This is a genomic window from Catellatospora sp. NPDC049111 (genome assembly GCF_040648615.1).
Lineage (GTDB): Bacteria > Actinomycetota > Actinomycetes > Mycobacteriales > Micromonosporaceae > Catellatospora > Catellatospora aurea.
This window is the reverse complement of the sequence record NZ_JBEZEB010000015.1, coordinates 45,538-63,905: the sequence shown is the minus strand read 5'-3', so window position 1 is coordinate 63,905 and position 18,368 is coordinate 45,538. Positions and strand designations below refer to the sequence as shown.

The window sequence follows — 18,368 nt, the reverse complement described above, 5'->3', positions numbered from 1 at the left end:
CGTTCGGTGCGGGCCCCATCCCTTTTCAGATGATCATGAAGTTATGGCAGAGACACGCCGTCGAACACGGCCATAAGTTCATGATCAACGCGTCAGGGGAGGGTCCAGATTTGGTTGCCGGAGGTGGCGCAGGTCCAGATTTGGAGGCGGGTGCCGTCGGCGGTGCCTAGGTCCTTGGCGTCGAGGCACTTGGCGGACTGGGGGTTGCGGAGGTTGCCGTTGGACTGGGGTTGCCAGACCTGGGCTCCCGAGCCGTTGCAGTCCCAGAGCTGGATGAGGGCGCCGTTGGCGGTGGAGCCGCTGGTGATGTCCATGCACTTGCCGAGGGCGCGGACGGTGCCGTCGGTGCCGATGGTCCAGGTCTGGGCGTTGGTGCCGTTGCAGGTGTAGAGCTGGATGGCGGCGCCGTTGGCGGTGCTGGCGGCGGCGACGTCGACGCACTTGCCGGAGGCCTGACCGACGATGCGGCCGGTGCGGCCGCCCGGGGGCGGCGACGACGGCGGGGTGGTGCCGCCGATGGCGACCTCGTAGATGGCGCTGACCAGTGACGTCGAGCCGGTGGTGTCCTGAGACAGCTCCCAGTTCATGATGCCGCCGGCGTTGGCCTTGGCCCACGTGGTCTTGCTGCGGATGGTGGGCAGGCCGTTGTAGCACTGCTGCACGCCGCTCACCGTGGTGCAGTCGCGGTTGGCGTTGGCCGGGTCCATCGCCACGAGCTGGCTGTACGTGTAGTACGTCGGGCGGCTGTAGAACGGCACACCCAGCACGGCCTTGCTCGCGGGCAGGCCGCGGGACTTCCACGAGTTGACCGCGTTGATCGACCAGTTGTAGTTGGCGTGCGGGCTGCCGCCGTCGTACGCCATGATGTTCAGCCAGTCGACCGCGCTGAAGACCGCGGGCTGCACGAAGTTGGCGGTGCTGCCCTCGGACACCACGGCGGCGGTGAGCAGCTTGCCGCGCGAGTGCATCGCGGTGCTGAGCTGGTTCATCAGCGCGGTGAAGTTGTTGCTCTCGGCGGTGGTGTCCGGGTACTCCCAGTCGATGTCGACGCCGTCGAGGTTGTACTGGTTGACGAGGTTCACCAGGTTGTTGACGAACGCGGTGCGCGCCGTGGCGTTGGCGGCCAGGTCCTCGAAGGCCTGGTCGTTGCCGTCGTTCCAGCCGCCGACCGCGATGGAGACCTTGACGTTGTTCGCGTGGCCCAGCGAGACCAGCGAGGACAGCTTGGACGGGTTGTCCAGGCCCTGCAGGCTGCCGTTGGAGTTGGGCAGGATGAACGCGTAGTTGATGTGCGTCAGCTTGCCGTACTGCACGGTGTTGACGTTGCCGGCCCACGAGGGCATGTAGCCCACGCTCTTGAAGCCGTTGGGCAGCACGACCGCCTGGGCCGTCGTGGCCGGGGCCAGCGCGACGGCGACGCCGGCGGCCGCGACGGCCAGGGCGGCAGCGGCGGCGGCCCAGCGGCCCCGCCAGGTCTTGGGGGTGTCGGACATGGGGATCCCTTCGGTGTCCGGTGCCGTGGCTGCGTCGCGTCACGGCACATCGACTGACCGGACAGGCAGGTGCACCCCTCCCCGGCGCGGCCTGATGGCAGGCGACGGCCGGGGGCACGCGACGGCCCGATCTGGTGCGGGTTCGGACGAGGAAGCGGCTCGCTCCGAGTGGAACGCCTGGAGTTTAGTAAACTTAACTATCTAATGCAATGAATGGTGTGCCACGCTCGGCGGAAGCGTCGGCGGCGGGTGTTAGTGTCCGTCGTCCCAGACCTGATGCGGCCCGGCGGAGGCAGCGCATGACGATCGGCTCCCACATCACGACGTTCGCCGGACTGCCCGTCGCGGAATACCCCGCCGACCTGGGCAAGGCTTCCCGGGCCGGCAGCGCGTGGCGGCTGGAGGACCCGGACTACGACAACACCGGGCAGTTCCTGGAGCGGCTCGAAGCCCTCGCCGCGGAGGACTGGGCCAACCAGGTCACCGCGCTGGTCATCGGCAACTGGGGCGGCGCGTACGACACCGCCCCGCCGATCGGCCTGCTCGCCGCGACGCTGCCGCGGTTCACCCGGCTGCGGTCGCTGTTCCTCGGCGAGATCACGTTCGACGAGTGCGAGATCTCCTGGATCCAGCAGGCCGACATCACGCCGCTGCTGGAGGCGCTGCCGAAACTCGAGGTGCTGACCGTGCGCGGGGCGACCGGCCTGGGCCTCAAGCCCGTGCGGCACACCGGGCTGCGCGAGTTCACCATCGAGTCCGGCGGCCTGGGCGCCGACGTGGTGCGCGCCGTCGCCGAGTGCGACCTGCCCGCGCTGACCCACCTGGAGCTGTGGCTCGGCACCGACAACTACGGCGGCGACGCCGACGTCGGCGACCTGGCCCCGATCCTGGCCGGCTCCCGGCTGCCCGCGCTGACCTCGCTCGCCCTGCGCGACGCCGAGATCGCCGACCTGGTCGCGGTGGCGCTGGCCGGGGCACCGGTCGTCGCCCGCCTGCGCAAGCTGGACCTGTCGCTGGGCATGCTCAGCGACACCGGCGCGGCCGCCCTGCTGGCCGGGCAGCCGCTCACCCACCTGGACAAACTCGACCTGCACCACCACTTCATCGGCGCGGCGGTGCTCGAACGCCTGACCGCCGAACTCGGCGAGGCCGGGGTCACCCTGGACGTGTCCGAAGGCAGCGACGCCGGCCGCGACGACCGCTACATCGCGGTGTCCGAGTAGTGCGCCTCACCATCGTCGGCAACCCCGGGCACCGCCGCGTCGGCCTGTTCGCCGCGGCCGCCGTGCGGGCCGGGCTGCCCGAACCCGACCTGCTCGCCTGGCACGACGTGCTCAGCGGAGCCCCGCTGCGGCTGGCCCCCGGCACCGCCGTGCGCATCGAGTCGCCGGGCGAGGACGCCGAGGTGGACCGGCTGCTGCGGGGGGCCGCGAGCCCGGCCGCGCACGGCGAGATCGTGGGCGGCCGCGCCTGGTACGCCGGACTCGCCCGCGGCCTGGCCCGCATCGCCGACGCCGCCCGCGAGTCCGACGCCCGCCTGCTGTCCGACCCCGCCGAGATCCTGACCATGTTCGACAAGGCGGCCTGCCACGCCCGGCTGCTCGCGGCCGGCATCCCGGTGCCACCGGCCCTGCCCGGGTCGCCGTCCGGCTGGGCGCAGCTGCGGTCCTGGCTGGACGAGAACGGCTGGCGGCGGGTGTTCGTCAAGCCGTGCCACGGCTCGTCGGCCTCCGGCGTCATCGCGCTGCAGCTCGGCAGCGGCGGCCGGATCCTGGCCACGACCTCGGTCGAGCTGTCCGGCGGGCGGCTGTTCAACTCGCTGCGGGTGCGCCACTACCGCGACGAGCGCGACGTCGCCGCGATCGTGGACCGGCTCGCCCCCGACGGCCTGCAGGTGCAGCGCTGGCTGCCCAAGGCCGGGCTCGACGGCCGCGTCGTCGACCTGCGCGTGGTCACCGTCGGCGGCGAGCCGTCGCACGTCGTGGTCCGCGGCAGCCGCTCCCCGATGACGAACCTGCACCTCGGCGGCGTACGCGGCGACCTCTGCGCGCTGCGGGCCGCCGCCGGCAGGCACTACGCCGAAGGCCTGGCCACCTGCCGTGCCGTCGCCGCCTGTTTCCCCGGCAGCCTGCACACCGGCGTCGACCTGATGTTCGCGGCCGGTTGGCGCTCGCACGCGGTCGCCGAGGTCAACGCGTTCGGCGACCTGCTCCCCGGCCTCCTGGTCGACGGCCGCGACACCTACGACGCCGAGGTCGCCGCGCTGCTGGCGGGCGAGCGAGCCGGCGCGGCGGCGTGAGCGTGAACCTGGCGTCCCTGGTGGGGACGCATGACATCGCGCTGGTCACGCTCGACACGTTGCGGTACGACGTTGCTGCGGAGGAGGCCGCGGCCGGGCGCACCCCGAACGTTCTCCGGGCACTGCCCGGCGGGCGCTGGGAGGCGCGGCACACCCCGGCGAGCTTCACGTACGCGGCGCACCACGCGTTCTTCGCGGGCTTCCTGCCGACGCCGGTGACGCCGGGACGGCACGGGCGGCTGTTCGCGGCCCGGTTCCCCGGCAGCGAGACCACCGCCGACGGCACCTGGGTGTTCGACGCCCCGGATCTGGTCACCGGGCTGGGCCAGGCCGGATACCACACGCTGTGCCTGGGCGGAGTGGGCTTCTTCAACCGGCGGTCGCCGCTGGGCAGCGTGCTGCCGGGGCTGTTCGCCGAGGACCACTGGCGGCCCGAGTTCGGGGTGACCGAACCGGACTCGCTGCTCCACCAGCTCGACCAGCTCGCCGTGAGCAGCGCGGCCGTGCCCGCGGACCGGCCGCTGTTCACCTTCCTCAACATCTCCGCGCTGCACCAGCCCAACCGGCACTACCTGGCCGGGGCGGCCGAGGATGGGCGGGACAGCCACGCGGCCGCCCTGCGGTATGTCGACACCGCGCTGCCGCGCCTGTTCGCGCTGCTCACCTCGCGCGGGCGGCCCTGCTTCGTGGTCCTGTGCGCCGACCACGGGACCGCGTACGGCGAGGACGGCCACCAGGGGCACCGGGTCGGGCACGACGTGGTGTGGACGGTGCCGTACGCCGAGTTCACGCTGGTGCCGGGGGAGTGGTGACGGTGCTCGACGGCTCGCCCTACCAGGGTTACCTGTACGCGTACCCGCACAAGACGGCATACCGACCGCTGCGTCCCCGTCCGCACCTGCGCGATGTGTGGGCCGGCCAGGACCGCGACAACCTGTTCCTGTACCTGCACATCCCCTTCTGCGAGATGCGGTGCGGCTTCTGCAACCTGTTCACCCGCGCGTCGCCGCCCGCCGAGCAGGTCGGCGCGTACCTGCGGCAGCTGCGGGTGCAGGCCGAGCAGGTCGCGGCGGCGCTCGGCCCGGCCCGGTATGCCCGTGCCGCGATCGGCGGCGGCACCCCGACCCATCTGACCGCCGACGAGCTGGCCGAACTGTTCGCGATCACCAACGGTGTGCTCGGCCTCGACCCGGCCGCGGCACAGCTGTCCGTGGAGACCTCGCCCGCGACGGCGACACCCGACCGGCTGGCGGTGCTGGCCGCGCACGGCACACACCGGGTCAGCATGGGCGTGCAGAGCTTCCTCGACGCCGAGGCGCACGCCGCCGGGCGACCGCAGCGCCGGGCCGACGTCGACCTCGCCCTGACCGCACTGCGGGACGCGGCGTTCCCGCTGCTCAACGTCGACCTCATCTACGGCATCCCCGGCCAGACCCGCGACACCTGGACCTACTCGCTACGCAAGGCCCTGGCCTGGCACCCCGAGGAGATCTACCTCTACCCGCTGTACGTACGCCCGCTGACCGGCCTGGGCCGCCGGAGCGGCGGGCCGCTGCCGACCGGCCCCGCCGTGCCGGAACGCGATGCGCACTGGGACAGCCAGCGCCTCGACCTCTACCGGCGCGGTCGTGACCTGCTGCGGGAGGCGGGCTACCGGCAGCTTTCCATGCGCCAGTTCCGCCGCGCCGACGTGCCCGACCCCGACGGGGCGGACTACTGCTGCCAGGACGACGGCATGGTCGGCATCGGCTGCGGCGCGCGTTCCTACACCGCCGACCTGCACTACTCGTTCGACTACGCGGTCAGCGTGCGCGAGGTGCGCGCCATCATCGACGACTACCTGTCCCGGCCCGCCGGGGACTTCGCTCACGCCGAGTTCGGGTTCGCGCTCGACGGCGGCGAGCAGCGGCTGCGCTGGCTGGTGAAGTCGCTGCTGCGCGCCGAGGGCGTCGACCTCGCGGGCTACGCGCACCGGTTCGGGTCCAAGGCGGATGATGACTTTCCTCATCTGGCGGAGCTGGTCGAACGCGGCTGGGCGATCGGCGACGGAGACCGCCTGGTGCTGACCGACGAGGGCCTGGCGCACGGCGACGCGATCGGGCCGTGGCTGGTGTCGGGGCCGGTGCGGGCGGCGATGGCACGGGCGGTGCTGCGGTGAACCTGCTGCTGCTCTACCGGGGGCCGCTCGCGAGCTGCAACTTCGACTGCCCGTACTGCCCGTTCGCGAAGCGGCGCGACAGTCGCGCGCAGCTGGCCGAGGACCGGGCCGCGCTGACCCGCTTCGCCGACTGGGTCGCCGCCAATCCCGGCGGGGACACGCTGTCGGTGCTGTTCACGCCGTGGGGTGAGGGGCTGACCCGGTCCTGGTACCGCGACGCGCTGGTGCGGTTGTCGCACCTGCCGCACGTCGAGAAGGTCGCCATCCAGACGAACCTGGCCGGGCGGCTGGGCTGGGTCGCCGAGGCCGATCCGGCGCGGCTCGCGCTGTGGGCGACCTACCACCCGGGGCAGGTGCGCCGGGAGCGGTTCCTGGCCGCGTGCGCGACGCTGCGCGGGCACGGGATCCGGCACTCCGTCGGCATGGTGGGCCTGCCGGAACACCACGCGGAGGCGGTCGCGATGCGGGCCGAGCTGCCGGAGTCGACCTACCTGTGGATCAACGCGGCGGACGGGCACGCCTACGCCCCGGACGCCGAGGCGGCGTGGACGGCGATCGACCCGCTGTTCGGATACAGCGTGCGCCCGCACGCCTCGGCCGGGCACGAGTGCGGCGCGGGCGAGACGTCGCTGTCGGTGCTCGGCGACGGCACCGTGCGGCGCTGCCACTTCCTGCCCGAGCCGCTGGGCAACCTCTACGACGGCAGCTACCGCGCCGCGCTGCGCCCCCGCGCCTGCGGTAAGGCCACCTGCGACTGCCACATCGGGTACGTGCACCTCAAACGGCTCGGCCTGCACCAGGTCTTCGCCGGCGGCGTGCCCGAGCGGATCCCCGCCGGGCCGCCGCCGACCTGGGGCGTGCCGAGCGCGCTGCTCACGTCTGCTGCAGGGGCGAGTACTCCTCGGGCGTGAGGCCGAACGTCCACGCCACGCCCTCGCGTGCGGTGCGCGTCGACGGCGGCACCCGCAGGAAGTACGTCCGGAAGCTGCCGTCGGGCTCGGGGCTGGAGTTCAGCACCTCCACCATCACCAGCGGCTCGTCACCGGGCAGCGTGACCCGCCACAGCGTGCCGCACTCGTCGGACTGCGTCTTGGCCGCCCCGGATTCGCGCAGGTAGCGGTCGAAGCCGAAGTGCTCCAGCATGACCCGGCGCATCTCGGCGTTGCCCTCGCCGCGGATACGCGCGACGGTCAGCGTCGGCAGTTCGGCGGCGATCTCGGCCGGGATCGGCATGCCGCTCCAGGCGTGCAGGCCGAAGCCGTCGGGGTAGGACAGCGCGGGGCCGTCGCCGTGGTGCAGCCGGCCCAGGTTGTCCCGGTGCACCTCGCGCGGGCGCTCGGTGAGGATCGCGACGTGCTCGAACGCCCACCACCAGCCCGCGCTGCAGGCGACCCGGGCCAGGCCGTCGACGTCGGGGTGGCTGTCGAACGCGCCCAGCCAGGCCGCGTCGTGCTGGCCGTGGATGACGTCGAGCAGCGCGTCCTGCCGGGCCTGGGCGAACTCGCCGCTCTGTTCGGCGAACTGCTCCGACAGCCGGGTGCGCAGCGGTGTGGCGAGCTGGTCGACGAGCTGCTGCCAGGGGCGGCGGGCGGTGGCGGCCCAGTGCCGGGCGAAGCCCACCGCACCGAGCCGGTCGGTGAGCGCGGTCCGGGCCTGAGCCCAGGGGCGCGTGCGCACCCGGGGCCGCACGCTGCGGCCGAGCTCGAGTTCGCCGGGCCGGACACCCTGCGCGGCGAGCGCCTCGCGGACCCGCGGGTCGCCCGCGAGCCCGGTGCGCAGCATCGCCACTGCTGTCGCGCCCGCCGCGGGCGAGCCCAGCCACAGCATCCGCCGCGGCACCGGCAGGCCCGCCAGGGTGTACGCGACGCGCACGCCCGCCTCCGCGCCCGCCCGGTCGGCCGGTTCGGTGCTCAGACCGGTCGCCATCCACCGCTCGGCCCGCGCGGCCAGGGCCATGTCCTCGTTGCGGCGCGCCTCGCGGCGGTTCGGCCGCTGCTCGCCGGTGCTCGTGCTCGTGATCTGGCTGCTCGTCGTCATCGCCGTGTTCCCGTCCACGCCGCGCTCAGTCCGCGACCGGGCGGATCGCGCCGGGGAAGTACTCGCGCTGGCGGACCACCCGGTAGGCGCCCGCGGCCAGCGCGATCGGCCCGTGCTCCTCGTGCACCAGGCGGCCGTAGCCCTCGATCAGCAGGAACAGCCGGCCCGGGTCGTCGGGCGGGCACAGCATCGCCACCCGCTCGCCGGTGATCACGTGTGCGTGCCCGGTCGCCTCGCCCAGCGCCAGCACCATGCGGTTGCGCCGGTCGCGTGGCGCGGGCATCAGATCCGGCGGCAGCTCCTCCCGCGCGATCGGGACCACCAGCACATCGCCCTGCCTGAACATCGCCACACTCCACAGCCGACCGTCGTGTCGCGGGCGACGCTAACGGGCGGGTACGACACCGCCGCGGGCGGGGAACAGCTCCTCCAGGACCACGGCCACACCGTCCTCGTCGTTGCTCGCGGTGACCCGGTCGGCGCCGGCCAGCGCCTGTGGGTGGGCGTTGGCGACGGCGACCCCGGTTCCGGCCCAGCGCAGCACGGGCACGTCGTTGGGCATGTCCCCGAACGCGATCACCTGGGCGGCGTCGACGCCCCAGGTCGAGCAGAGGCGGGCCAGGGTGTCCGCCTTGGACACGGTGGCGGCGCTGATCTCCAGCATGCCCCTGCCGCCGGAGTAGGTGACCGCCACCTCCGGCACCAGTGTTTGCAGCCGGCTCAGCAGCTCGTCGGTGACGGGAGCCGGTGACCAGGCCAGCAGCTTCACGCAGCTCTCGGCCTCGGTCCACAGCTCGTCCCGGGTGCGCACCGGCACCCGGACGGTGCTGCGGCGGCTCACGTGGTCGAAGCCGGGGCCGGTCAGCGCCCGGTGCCCGGTCTCCACCGCGAACGCGATCCCGTCCAGCGCCGGGGTGAGCACGTCGGCGACCCGCTCCGCCAGCGTCAGGGGCAGCGGGCCGGTGATGGTGACCTCGCCGGTGGCCAGGTCGTACACGACCGCGCCGTTCGAGCACACGGCGACTCCGGCGATGCCCGCCGCGGCGGCGACCTCCTGGACCTCCCGGGGCGGCCGGGCGGTGCCGATCACGATGCGCGCCCCCGCCTGCGCGGCGCGGGCCAGGGCCGTGACCGTACGGGCCGAGACGGTGTGGTCGGAGCGCAGCAGGGTGCCGTCGAGGTCGACGGCGACGACGTTGATCACCGCCGGACCCTACCGCCCGCCGCGCTGAACTCCACCGACGGCCACCGGGCCGCACCGCGCCCCCGCGCGGCCCATGATCGCCGGACTTGCCAGGCAACCGGGCGTACGGGCGGTCAAGATACGCACACCTGCCTGGCACGTCGAACGATCATGGAAGGCCGGCCCGGTCCAGCAGGCTGTGCATCGACGTCACCGGCAGGCGCGGATGGGCGGCGGCCTGCGCGGCGACGGCCGGTTCGGGATCCACGAGCAGCGCGGCGATGACCTCGGCGGGTGACCCGGGACCGGCCGCGACGGCACGCCGTACGACCTCGCTCGCGTCTGTGGCGAGCCGGGCCAGGGTCTCCGGAGGCAGGTTGGGGTCACGTGGCGCATAACTGCGTACCCGCTCGTCAGGGTGGTCGGCGTAGGTGTGCAGGACCTCGGTGGGGAAGTTCGGGTGGTCGGTCCATCGCCATCGCGACTTGCGGCTGTCTCCGTGCTCGCGCAGGATCCGCTCCACAACCGCGGGCGGGGCGTCGGGCCGTTTCGCAGAGGCTGACCGGACCCGGTGCACGGGGTCGGCGTCGAGCCGGGCGTACGCCTCCGGCGGCAGGTCCCGCGACCACGCCACCACCTCCCGGAACGCGGCGAAGGGTGAGTCCAGATAGGCCAGTCGGCGTTCCAGCGGGGCGGTGCGCAGCCAGTCCGGGCCGAAGAGATCGAAGAACTCGACCACCATCTCGGCCACCTCGTCGTCTGCGGCGGCGGCCGCCCGGCACAGGTCGTACCGCCGGGTGCGTTCCTCTTCGGTCAGCGACGGATGCTGCATGATCGTCACCTGGACCATCTCGTCGGGATCCGTGAAGAGCAGCTCGCGGGTCGCGGGTGGTAGTGCCGGATGGTGCGCCAGGCCGCCACGGACCTCGGGGTCCGGGTCCTCCGCCAGGGCCCGCGACTGCTGATCGGTGAGCTGCGCATACCGGGCGAGGACCGGTCGGGTGACCGGGTTCCGCAGAAACTCCGGTTGCAGGTCCACGGGCACCTGAGGGTGTCGGCGCGAGACGGCCGCGGTGCGTACCGTCGGATCGGGATCGGTGAGCAGCGCGCGGTGCGCCTCGGTGGAAGGGTCGAACCAGCAGCGGGCGGCAGCGGCACGGATCACTGGGTCCTGGTGCCGGGCCAGCGCGGACCGGGGCATGTCGAGCAGTCGCTCCAGCTCGACGATCGTGAGATAGCGGTCGTCGACGAGTTGTTGCCGCGGTGCGCCGACCCAGGCCTGCCGTACGGCGGCGACCGGATGCTCGGCGAGCCGGCGGGCCTTGGTCGCGGACACGCTGCCGCGACGGCTCAGCGAGGTGATCAGCGCCGAATCGTGGTGGTCGGCGATCGCGTCGACGACGGCGTCGGGCAGTTCGCCCTCGCGCACGCCCACCATGCCGGCCAGGTGGCGATCGCGGCAGAGCCGTACCAGCACGTCCTCCGGCGCCGCGGGATTGCCGGCGAGGCTTGCAGTACCTGCTGGTCCACGGGCCCTCCGCACGGTCACGTCGTCACGCGGGCAAGACTAGCGGCGTTGAGGGCCGGGAGTGTCCCGTGCCATCCATGGCAGACTCGGGGCATGCAGATATCCGGGCTGCGGATGGCCGTGTTCCTGTGCGCGGGGGTGGCCAGCGCGGCGGTCGGCCTGCTCGCCCTGGTGACGCACGTGGGCATCGGCTACTACACGGTCTTCGGGATGGTGCTCGGGTGCGCGGGCGCGGTGCTGGCCTGGCTCGGGCTCGCCGACCTACGCCCGGGCCCGATCGTCTGGGCCGGCGTGGCGGTGCTGGCAATCTGCGGTCTGCTGGCGGGTCTGCTGGTGGTACGCGAGGACGTCTGCTGCATGTTCGGCTACCGCCGCGGCCTCGGTTATCCCTGGTCCTGGTTGAACAGTGGGGCCGACGCGTCCACCCTGGACGAGATCGAGGAGATCGCCGCCGCGCCCGAGCGCCTGCCCCTGCACCTCGACCCGGTGAAGCTGCTCCTGGACGCCCTGTTCTGGACCCAGGCCGCGATCCTCGCCGTGATCCCCGCGGTGCTGGTGCTGCGCCGCGCGGAGACCGACACCCGAGGTGATCATGAGGTTATGCCGCCGACACGCCGCCGAGCCGTGCCATAGGTTCATGATCACCCCGGGTGGGGGTGGTCACCAGTCCGAGTTGGCGGCGCCGAGGCCGAGGCGGATCTGGTCGAACTGGTTGCCGTCGTTGTCGTCGGTGAAGGTCAGGGCGATCTCGCCCCAGGGGGAGACGGCTACGGCGGGCTGGTCCTGGCGGCCGGTGGTGAGGTCGCTGTAGAACTGGGCGGGCAGGCGGGCGGCGGTGGTGCCGTCGGGGTTGAAGCCGCGGGCCCAGACGTCGCCGGTGTTCGCCGGGATCGACCAGGCGACCACCACGTTGGCCTGGTCGTCGATGCCGGTCGAGGGCGCGGTCGCGCCCGGCTGCGGGGAGACCTCGACGTCGGCGTGGCGGGGGTTGCCGGCCGAGGTGAACGAGCGGGTCCAGACGGTCGGGGCGCCGGTGTGGTCGGACTCCCAGGCCACCGTGAACTCGCCGGTCGTGTTCGCCGCCACGGACGCGTTACGCTGCTGGCCGTCGCCGGTGGCGTTGGCGGTGCGCCGGGACAGGGTCACCGCGCCGTTGGCCTTGGCGAGCCGGACCAGGCCGATGTTGTCGAAGCCGTTGCCGTCGCCGTCCTCGTTCCAGACCACGACCGCGTCGCCCGCGGCGGACACCGCCACGTCGGGCCGGTGGTGCGCACCCGTGGTCTGGCTGGCCGTGACCTCGTACGCCTTGGTGGTGACGTTGGTGAAGCCCGCCGCCTTGACCGTGGCCGGGTTCGTGTCCTGGACGTCCTCCCAGACCACGGTGAACGCGACCGCGTTCGGGCTGCTCGGCGTGCCGTCGGGGTCGAGGGCCACGGCGGGCTGGATCTGCTGGCCGGCGGCCGACGCGTTGGCGTTGCCGGAGCCCAGGATCGTGCCGGTCGGGGAGACGACCCGGTAGGGGATGTTGTAGAAGCCGTTGCCGTCCGGGTCGTCGGCCCAGACCACCACGGCGTTGCCCTTGTCGTCGAGGCCGACGTCGGGGGACAGGTGCCGCCAGGCGGTGCCGGCGGTGCCGCCCGCGGACAGCTTCAGTTCGTACACGGCGACACCGTCGCGGAACAGGCGCAGGTAGATCTCGGTGTGTGCGGCGTCCTCGGGCGCGGTGGTGTCGCGGTCGTCCTCCCAGACGACGGCGACGTGGCCGGACCGGTTCGTGGCCACCGCGGAGACGTCCTGGTCGCCGGTGGCGGTGCTGTTGGCCGTGGTCCAGGTGACGGAGACGGGCGTCAGCGCGGCCAGGGCGCGGGCGGCGGGGACCGGGGCGGCGGCGGCCGGGGTCGCGGCGACGGCCACGACCACCGTCGCGGACAGGGCCAGGGTGATGAGGGCTCTCATGTGTGTTTCTCCTAGACCTGCTGCAGGCCGGGCAGGCCGTCCTGGATGACGTACGAGCGCAGCGTGGACACCGCGGCCCCGTGCTCGGTGACCGCGCCGACCGCGCGGAAGTCGGCGCGGACCTGCGCCTGGCTGATGGTGGTGCGCACGTAGCCACGCCGGTCGGAGTAGAACTTCAGATGCGGGTTGGTGGCCACGTTCGGGATGGTCGTGGTGGCGCTGCCGTCGCCGCCGGAGCTGATCGACGTGCACACCAGTTCGGTGCCGATGGTCGCCGAGTTCGGGTTGGCGTAGTCGGCCTTGAGCTCGTTGGCCCAGGACTTGTGCACGTCACCGGTGAGCACCAGCGGGTTGCGCACCGCGCGGTCACGCCAGCCCTGCTGGATACGGGCCCGCGAACCGCGGTAACCGTCCCAGGAGTCCATGCTCGCGGCCCCGGCCGCGTCGAACTGGCGGGCGAAGAACACCTGCTGGCCGAGGATGTCCCAGGTGCCGTAGTGCTGGGCGAGGCCGTCGAGCAGCCACGCCTCCTGTGCCGCGCCGGTGAGGCTGCGGGCGGGCAGGTCGGCGTCGGCGCACACCTTCCAGCCGTCGCCGCAGGCCTGGTCGTCGCGGAACTGCCGGGTGTCGAGCATGTGGAAGGTGGCGAGCTTGCCCCAGCGGATGCGGCGGTACAGCGGGATGCTGTTGCCGCTGGGCGTCGAGGCCGGACGCAGCGGCATGTTCTCGTAGTAGGCCTTGTACGCGGCGGTGCGCCGGGCGGTCCACTGGGCCGCGGTCAGCGTGGGGGAGCTGTCGGCGCGTACATTGGTGGCGTAGTTGTTCTCGACCTCGTGGTCGTCGGGCACCACCAGCCAGGGCGCGGCGGCGTGCGCGGCCTGCAGGTCGGGATCGGACTTGTAGAGCGCGTACCGGCGGCGGTAGTCGGCCAGCGACACGATCTCGGCGCCGACGTGCTCGCGTACCGAACCGGCGGTCGCGCCGCCCTCGTAGATGTAGTCGCCCAGGTGCAGCACCAGGCCGGGGTTGTCCTCGGCCAGCCGGCGGTACGCCGTGAAGTAGCCGGCCTGCCAGTTCGAGCAGGACGCGAACGCCATCACCAGGTCACGGCCGAACGCGGTCGGCGCGGGCGCGGTGCGGGTGCGCCCGACCGGCGAGATGTGGCCCTGCGCCCGGAAGCGGTAGTAGTAGTCGGCGTCGGCGGCCAGCCCGCCCGCGATCACGTGCACCGAGTGCGCGTCGGCGTACCGGGCGGTGACCGAGCCGGACGCGGCCAGCGTGCTGAACGAGCTGCTGGTGGAGACCTGCCAGTCGACGACGACGTCGGCGTTGGCCATGCCGCCCTGGCCGTCGGCGTTGAGCGGCGTCGGCGCGAGGCGCGTCCACAGCACGACGCTGTCGGACTCGGGGTCGCCCGACGCCACCCCGAGCTTGAACGGGTACGGGGCGGCGGCGAACGCGCTCGCGCCGGTCAGCGCGGTCCCCGCGATCGCGAGTCCGCCTAGGACGAACGTGCGGCGATGGAGTGATCTCATGCGCCGGACATTCACGGACGATGATGAACGTGATCCGTTGTGCCGTTGAACCACGGATTACGGGCGGCCGTCACTCCGTCGTGTCATGCCGTGCTGTCGGGCCCTTCTGCGAGGATGCTGCGTGGACCGCGCGACAACCCGGCGAACCATGACGATCAAGGAGGATTCGAATGGCGTCCAGGCTCAACCCGTATATCAGCTTCAACGGCAACGCCCGCGAGGCGATGGAGTTCTCAGGGCATCCTCGGCGGCAACCTGACGGTGAGCACCTTCGGCGAGTTCGGCGACAAGGACGCGCCGTACGCGAACCAGATCATGCACGCGCAGCTGGAGTCCGACGCCGGCTACACGCTGATGGCCTCGGACACCCCGCCCGGCATGGCCTATAACCCCGGCGACAACATCACGATCAGCCTCAGCGGCGACGACGGCGACCGGCTGCGCGGCTACTGGGAGAAGCTGACCGAGGGCGGCACCGTCGGCGTGCCGCTGGAGAAGCAGATGTGGGGCGACGAGTTCGGCGCCCTCAAGGACCGCTTCGGCGTCAACTGGATGGTCAACATCGCCGGCTCCTGACCGGCGCGATACGAAGGAAGGGCACCTTCTACAACGCATGGCGTTGTGAAGGTGCCCTTCCTTCGTTTCCGGAGGGTCAGCTGGTTTCGCCGGCGACCGAGAAGGCGCGCAGGCGCTGGGTGGCCAGCCAGGTGCCCAGCACGGTGAAGACGACGGTCATCACCGCGGCGACCGTGGTGGAGACGGTGCTCGGGAACAGCGTCGAGCCGGACAGTGCGCTGGCGAACTCGATCACGTAGTGCTGCACCGACACGGTGCGGGTGCCCATCACGACGTTGCTGAGCAGGCCCTCCCAGATCACCACGTAGAGCAGGCCGACCAGCACCGGCCGCCGGGTCACCACGCTCAGCGCGAGGAACAGCGCGCTGTACACGATCGCCCCGGCCACGCACGCCACCGCGAACCCGATACCCAGCCGCACCCCGCCGACCATCGTGGCGGCGACGAACATCGGCGCCGCGGTGGTGACCGCGCTGACGAGCGAGGCCACCACCAGCTTGGCCAGGATGATCCTGCTGCGCGGGATGGGCTTGGTCAGGATGTGCACGACGGTGCCGTCGTCGATCTCCGAGCCGAGCACGCCGGTGCCGACGATCAGCGACACCAGCGGCAGGATCACGGCCACCCCGAGGCCGATCAGCACCCCGTCGGCCAGGTCGACCGCCGGAGCCGCGAAGGCCAGGCCGATCGCCGTGATGCCGACGAGGATGACCGGCATGGGCAGCAGCAGCCAGGACCGGCGGCGGCCGAGCAGCCCTCGGGCGGTGATCCAGGCAATGGTCATGTTCATCGCGGTGCTCCCTATGCCGAGACCAGGTAGGAGAAGACGCTTTCCAGCGACTCGTCCGAGGGGATGAGCTGGCGCACCCGTACGCCCTGGTCCAGGGCGATGCGCGGCAGGGCGCGGGTGAACGTGCCGTAGTCGCCGGCGTGCACGGTCAGCCCGTCCTTGCCCAGCGTCACGCCGGCGACCGAGTCCGAGGCCATCAGCGCGACCGCGAGCCGCCGGTCGTCGCTGGACCGGATCGCGAACACGTGCGGCCGGTGCGTCATCAGGCGGCGGATCGTGCGGTAGTCGCCCGACGCGGCCAGCCGGCCCGCGACGATCACCTGCACGGTGCCGGAGACCTGCTCGACCTCCTCCAGGATGTGCGAGCTGAACAGCACCGTGCGGCCCTGCGCGCCGAGCCGGTGCAGCAGCTCCATCATGTGCATGCGCTGGCGCGGGTCCATGCCGTTGAACGGCTCGTCCAGCAGCAGCACCGCCGGGTCGTGCACCAGCGCGGCGGCCACCCGCATCCGCTGGCGCATGCCTTTGGAGTACGTGTCCATCCGGCGGTCCTGCGCGTCGGCCATCTCGACCAGCTCGATCGCGCGCCGGGTCGCCGCGTCGGCGTCGGGCAGCCCGTGCAGCTTCGCGCTGGCCCGCACGAACTCCTTGCCGGACAGGAAGCCGTACACCGCCTCGCGCTCGTTGACCAGGCCGAGCTTGCGGTAGATCGCCGGGTTGCGCCAGGTGGCCTCGCCGTCGATCAGCACCTGTCCGCGGGACGGGGCGAGGAAGCCGGCCATCATGTGCAGCAGGGTGGTCTTGCCGGCCCCGTTCGGGCCGAGCAGGCCGGTCACGCCCGGCCCGAGGGTCATCGTGACGTCGTTGACGGCGACGACGTTGCCGTACCAGCGGGACACCCCGCGCAGGTCGAGGTCGCTCACAGGTTCACCTTCCGGTAGCGCAGGAGCAGCAGCAGGGTGCAGACGGTGATACTCAGCACCGTCACCAGGCCGTACACCGGCCCGTACGGTCCGACCTCGAACGACGTGCCGTACAGCCAGCTGCGCACCCCCTCGGGCAGGGAGAACGGGCTGAACATCGGCGCGATCTGCGACAGCGCGCCGCCTTCGCCGAGCGCGGCGAGCAGGCCCACCACCGGGGAGGTGATCATGAAGACGACCACGATCGCGCCCGCGGCGAACGCGCGGCGGCTGGCGATCGAGGCGATCAAGACGGCGAGGCTGCTGAAGACCAGGGCGTAACACGTGGCCACCACCCAGCCGCCGAGCATGCCGCGCGCCTCCGCGGCCACCCCCGACGCGTCCTGCGCGGTGAACGCCGAGCCCAGGAACATCAGCAGCTGCGGCCCGGCCATCAGCAGCCACACCGCCGTCGCCAGCGCGGCGAGTTTGGCCAGCGCGTAGTCCGAGCGCGCCAGCGGCCGGGAGAAGTACAGCGGCAGCGTCTGGTTGCGCAGGTCACGCGAGACCAGCTCGGGTGCCACCACGGCGAGGAACACCATCACCAGCACGCTGGCCGTGCTCGGTAGCTGCTGATACGTCAGGATCATCTCACCGGTCTGCGCCTTCACCGCGACCACGATCAGGGCCAGCGAGGTGACCAGGCCGATCACGATCCAGGGGAAGATCTTCGCCTTGGCGCTGCGGCCCAGCCCGAAGGCGACTCGCACGCCGTGCTCGAACAGCGAGCGGGCGGCGTAACCGCGGCCCAGCCGGGTGCCGGTGTAACGCTGGTAGCCGATGTCGTGGATGACGCTCCGCTCAGACATGGCTCACCTCCAGGGAAGCTGACGGGGCGGCGGGGGAGAACAGCTCGGCCACCCGGTGGCGGCGCTGGTCGAGGCGGTGCAGCGGCAGATCGAGGTCGGCCACCGTACGCAGGATCAGGTCGTAGGTGTCCTCGTCGGCGAGCGGGACCAGCAGCATCCGGCCCTCCGCCGTGGCGGTCAGCCCTCGCTGGGCCAGCGCCGCCGACAGCTCGGCGGTGCCCTCGGCGACCTCGATGGCCAGCACGTCCGTGCCCGTGGTCATCGCGTCGATCCGGTCGGCGCGCAGCAGCCGCCCGCCCTCGATCGCGATCAGCGAGTCGCAGATCCGCTCGATCTCACCGAGCAGGTGCGAGCAGACCACGACCGAGATGCCGAACTCGGTGCCGATGCGGTGGATCAGCGTCAGCATCGCGTCGCGCCCGGCCGGGTCCAGGCCGTTGGTGGGCTCGTCGAGCAGCAGCAGGTCCGGGTCGTGCACCAGGGCCTGGGCCAGCTTCACGCGCTGCTTCATGCCGGTGGAGTAGCCGCCGATCTGGCGGTAGCGCTCCTCGTACAGCCCGACGTGGCGCAGCGCCTCCGACGCCCGCTCGCGGGCGACGGTGCGCGGCAGGCCGGTCATCCGGCCCATGTGCGTCACGAACTCCGCCGCGATCATGTCCGGCGGCAGGCAGTCGTGCTCGGGCATGTACCCGACGCGGGCGCGCACCTGCTCACCGTCGGTGGTCGGGTCCAGGCCGAGCACCTGGGCGCTGCCGGTGGTCGGCGTCAGCAGCCCGAGCAGGGTTTTTATCATCGTGGACTTGCCGGCGCCGTTGGCGCCGACCAGGCCGATGATGCCCGGTTCGACGGACAGGGTCAGGTCGGACAGGGCGGTCACCCCGCCCGGGTATGTCTTGGTCAGCGACTGGGTCGCGATGAGGGCCACGCCGCCAACCTAGACCTCCGCCCGCGCCCGGCAGATCCGGTGTCGACCCTGGTCTCGACCCTGAGACCAGGTCAGGTGGCCCACGGCCCGCCGGGGGTATGGCCAGCGGTCCGATCT

At 72.3% G+C, this 18,368-nt stretch carries 18 protein-coding genes; 7 read left to right on the top strand and 11 right to left on the bottom strand.

What is annotated here, in order from left to right:
• Nucleotides 1–92: 92 nt before the first annotated feature.
• Complete coding sequence (locus tag AB0B66_RS21680; protein WP_360532540.1) at nucleotides 93–1,493, bottom strand: glycosyl hydrolase family 18 protein; 1,401 nt, start codon at nucleotides 1,491–1,493, stop codon at nucleotides 93–95.
• 299 nt (nucleotides 1,494–1,792) lie between these two features.
• Here AB0B66_RS21680 and AB0B66_RS21675 point away from each other — a divergent pair, with 299 nt between their 5' ends.
• From AB0B66_RS21675 to AB0B66_RS21655, 5 genes are read left to right on the top strand one after another with little or no spacing between them, the layout of a single operon-like run.
• A complete protein-coding gene (locus AB0B66_RS21675) occupies nucleotides 1,793–2,716 on the top strand; it encodes an STM4015 family protein (protein ID WP_360532537.1) in 924 nt (307 codons plus the stop codon).
• A complete protein-coding gene (locus AB0B66_RS21670) occupies nucleotides 2,716–3,792 on the top strand; it encodes an STM4014 family protein (RefSeq protein WP_360532534.1) in 1,077 nt (358 codons plus the stop codon). Before AB0B66_RS21675 ends, AB0B66_RS21670 begins: the two co-directional genes overlap by 1 nt.
• Nucleotides 3,789–4,604: an STM4013/SEN3800 family hydrolase gene (locus AB0B66_RS21665; protein ID WP_360532531.1), complete on the top strand. Its 816-nt coding sequence runs from the start codon at nucleotides 3,789–3,791 to the stop codon at nucleotides 4,602–4,604. The genes AB0B66_RS21670 and AB0B66_RS21665 overlap by 4 nt, the downstream gene beginning before the upstream one ends.
• Nucleotides 4,601–5,950 (top strand): STM4012 family radical SAM protein, encoded by a 1,350-nt coding sequence (locus AB0B66_RS21660; protein ID WP_360532528.1) that lies wholly within the window; start codon nucleotides 4,601–4,603, stop codon nucleotides 5,948–5,950. Before AB0B66_RS21665 ends, AB0B66_RS21660 begins: the two co-directional genes overlap by 4 nt.
• Complete coding sequence (locus AB0B66_RS21655; RefSeq protein WP_360532525.1) at nucleotides 5,947–6,861, top strand: STM4011 family radical SAM protein; 915 nt, start codon at nucleotides 5,947–5,949, stop codon at nucleotides 6,859–6,861. The genes AB0B66_RS21660 and AB0B66_RS21655 overlap by 4 nt, the downstream gene beginning before the upstream one ends.
• Here AB0B66_RS21655 and AB0B66_RS21650 read toward each other — a convergent pair.
• The 4 genes from AB0B66_RS21650 to AB0B66_RS21635 form a co-directional block, all read right to left on the bottom strand.
• The gene (locus AB0B66_RS21650) at nucleotides 6,824–7,987 is read right to left on the bottom strand and encodes a DUF6745 domain-containing protein (RefSeq protein ID WP_360532522.1); all 1,164 of its coding nucleotides are present in this window, start codon (nucleotides 7,985–7,987) and stop codon (nucleotides 6,824–6,826) included. The two genes, AB0B66_RS21655 and AB0B66_RS21650, sit on opposite strands and share 38 nt — an antisense overlap.
• Before the next feature lie 25 nt (nucleotides 7,988–8,012).
• Nucleotides 8,013–8,333, bottom strand: a complete 321-nt coding sequence (locus tag AB0B66_RS21645; RefSeq protein WP_360532519.1) for a hypothetical protein — start codon at nucleotides 8,331–8,333, stop codon at nucleotides 8,013–8,015.
• A gap of 39 nt (nucleotides 8,334–8,372) precedes the next feature.
• Nucleotides 8,373–9,191: an HAD family hydrolase gene (locus AB0B66_RS21640; protein ID WP_360532516.1), complete on the bottom strand. Its 819-nt coding sequence runs from the start codon at nucleotides 9,189–9,191 to the stop codon at nucleotides 8,373–8,375.
• A gap of 148 nt (nucleotides 9,192–9,339) precedes the next feature.
• Nucleotides 9,340–10,647 carry a hypothetical protein gene (locus AB0B66_RS21635; protein ID WP_360532513.1) on the bottom strand — a complete coding sequence of 436 codons (1,308 nt, stop codon included), beginning with the start codon at nucleotides 10,645–10,647 and terminating at the stop codon, nucleotides 9,340–9,342.
• A gap of 144 nt (nucleotides 10,648–10,791) precedes the next feature.
• On the opposite strand from AB0B66_RS21635, the gene AB0B66_RS21630 reads away from it, so the two are divergent.
• Nucleotides 10,792–11,331: a hypothetical protein gene (locus tag AB0B66_RS21630; RefSeq protein ID WP_360532510.1), complete on the top strand. Its 540-nt coding sequence runs from the start codon at nucleotides 10,792–10,794 to the stop codon at nucleotides 11,329–11,331.
• A gap of 27 nt (nucleotides 11,332–11,358) precedes the next feature.
• Here the strand turns inward: AB0B66_RS21630 and AB0B66_RS21625 are convergent, their stop codons facing one another.
• Nucleotides 11,359–12,654 (bottom strand): hypothetical protein, encoded by a 1,296-nt coding sequence (locus tag AB0B66_RS21625; protein WP_360532507.1) that lies wholly within the window; start codon nucleotides 12,652–12,654, stop codon nucleotides 11,359–11,361.
• 11 nt (nucleotides 12,655–12,665) lie between these two features.
• The gene (locus tag AB0B66_RS21620; protein WP_360532504.1) at nucleotides 12,666–14,189 is read right to left on the bottom strand and encodes an alkaline phosphatase D family protein; all 1,524 of its coding nucleotides are present in this window, start codon (nucleotides 14,187–14,189) and stop codon (nucleotides 12,666–12,668) included.
• Between the two features lie 261 nt (nucleotides 14,190–14,450).
• Here AB0B66_RS21620 and AB0B66_RS21615 point away from each other — a divergent pair, with 261 nt between their 5' ends.
• On the top strand, nucleotides 14,451–14,765 hold the full coding sequence (locus tag AB0B66_RS21615) for a VOC family protein (protein ID WP_360532501.1): 315 nt from the start codon (nucleotides 14,451–14,453) through the stop codon (nucleotides 14,763–14,765).
• A 76-nt stretch (nucleotides 14,766–14,841) separates the two neighbouring features.
• Here AB0B66_RS21615 and AB0B66_RS21610 read toward each other — a convergent pair whose 3' ends face one another.
• The 4 genes from AB0B66_RS21610 to AB0B66_RS21595 are packed head-to-tail and all read right to left on the bottom strand — an operon-like array spanning nucleotide 14,842 to nucleotide 18,251.
• Nucleotides 14,842–15,555 carry an ABC transporter permease subunit gene (locus AB0B66_RS21610; RefSeq protein WP_360532498.1) on the bottom strand — a complete coding sequence of 238 codons (714 nt, stop codon included), beginning with the start codon at nucleotides 15,553–15,555 and terminating at the stop codon, nucleotides 14,842–14,844.
• 11 nt (nucleotides 15,556–15,566) lie between these two features.
• Nucleotides 15,567–16,478 (bottom strand): ABC transporter ATP-binding protein, encoded by a 912-nt coding sequence (locus AB0B66_RS21605; RefSeq protein WP_360532494.1) that lies wholly within the window; start codon nucleotides 16,476–16,478, stop codon nucleotides 15,567–15,569.
• Nucleotides 16,475–17,326, bottom strand: coding sequence for an ABC transporter permease subunit (locus tag AB0B66_RS21600; RefSeq protein WP_360532491.1), 852 nt, complete (start codon nucleotides 17,324–17,326; stop codon nucleotides 16,475–16,477). The genes AB0B66_RS21605 and AB0B66_RS21600 overlap by 4 nt, the downstream gene beginning before the upstream one ends.
• Entirely contained in the window at nucleotides 17,319–18,251 is a 933-nt protein-coding gene (locus tag AB0B66_RS21595) for an ABC transporter ATP-binding protein (protein WP_360532488.1), read from the bottom strand. The genes AB0B66_RS21600 and AB0B66_RS21595 overlap by 8 nt, the downstream gene beginning before the upstream one ends.
• Nucleotides 18,252–18,368: the final 117 nt, after the last annotated feature.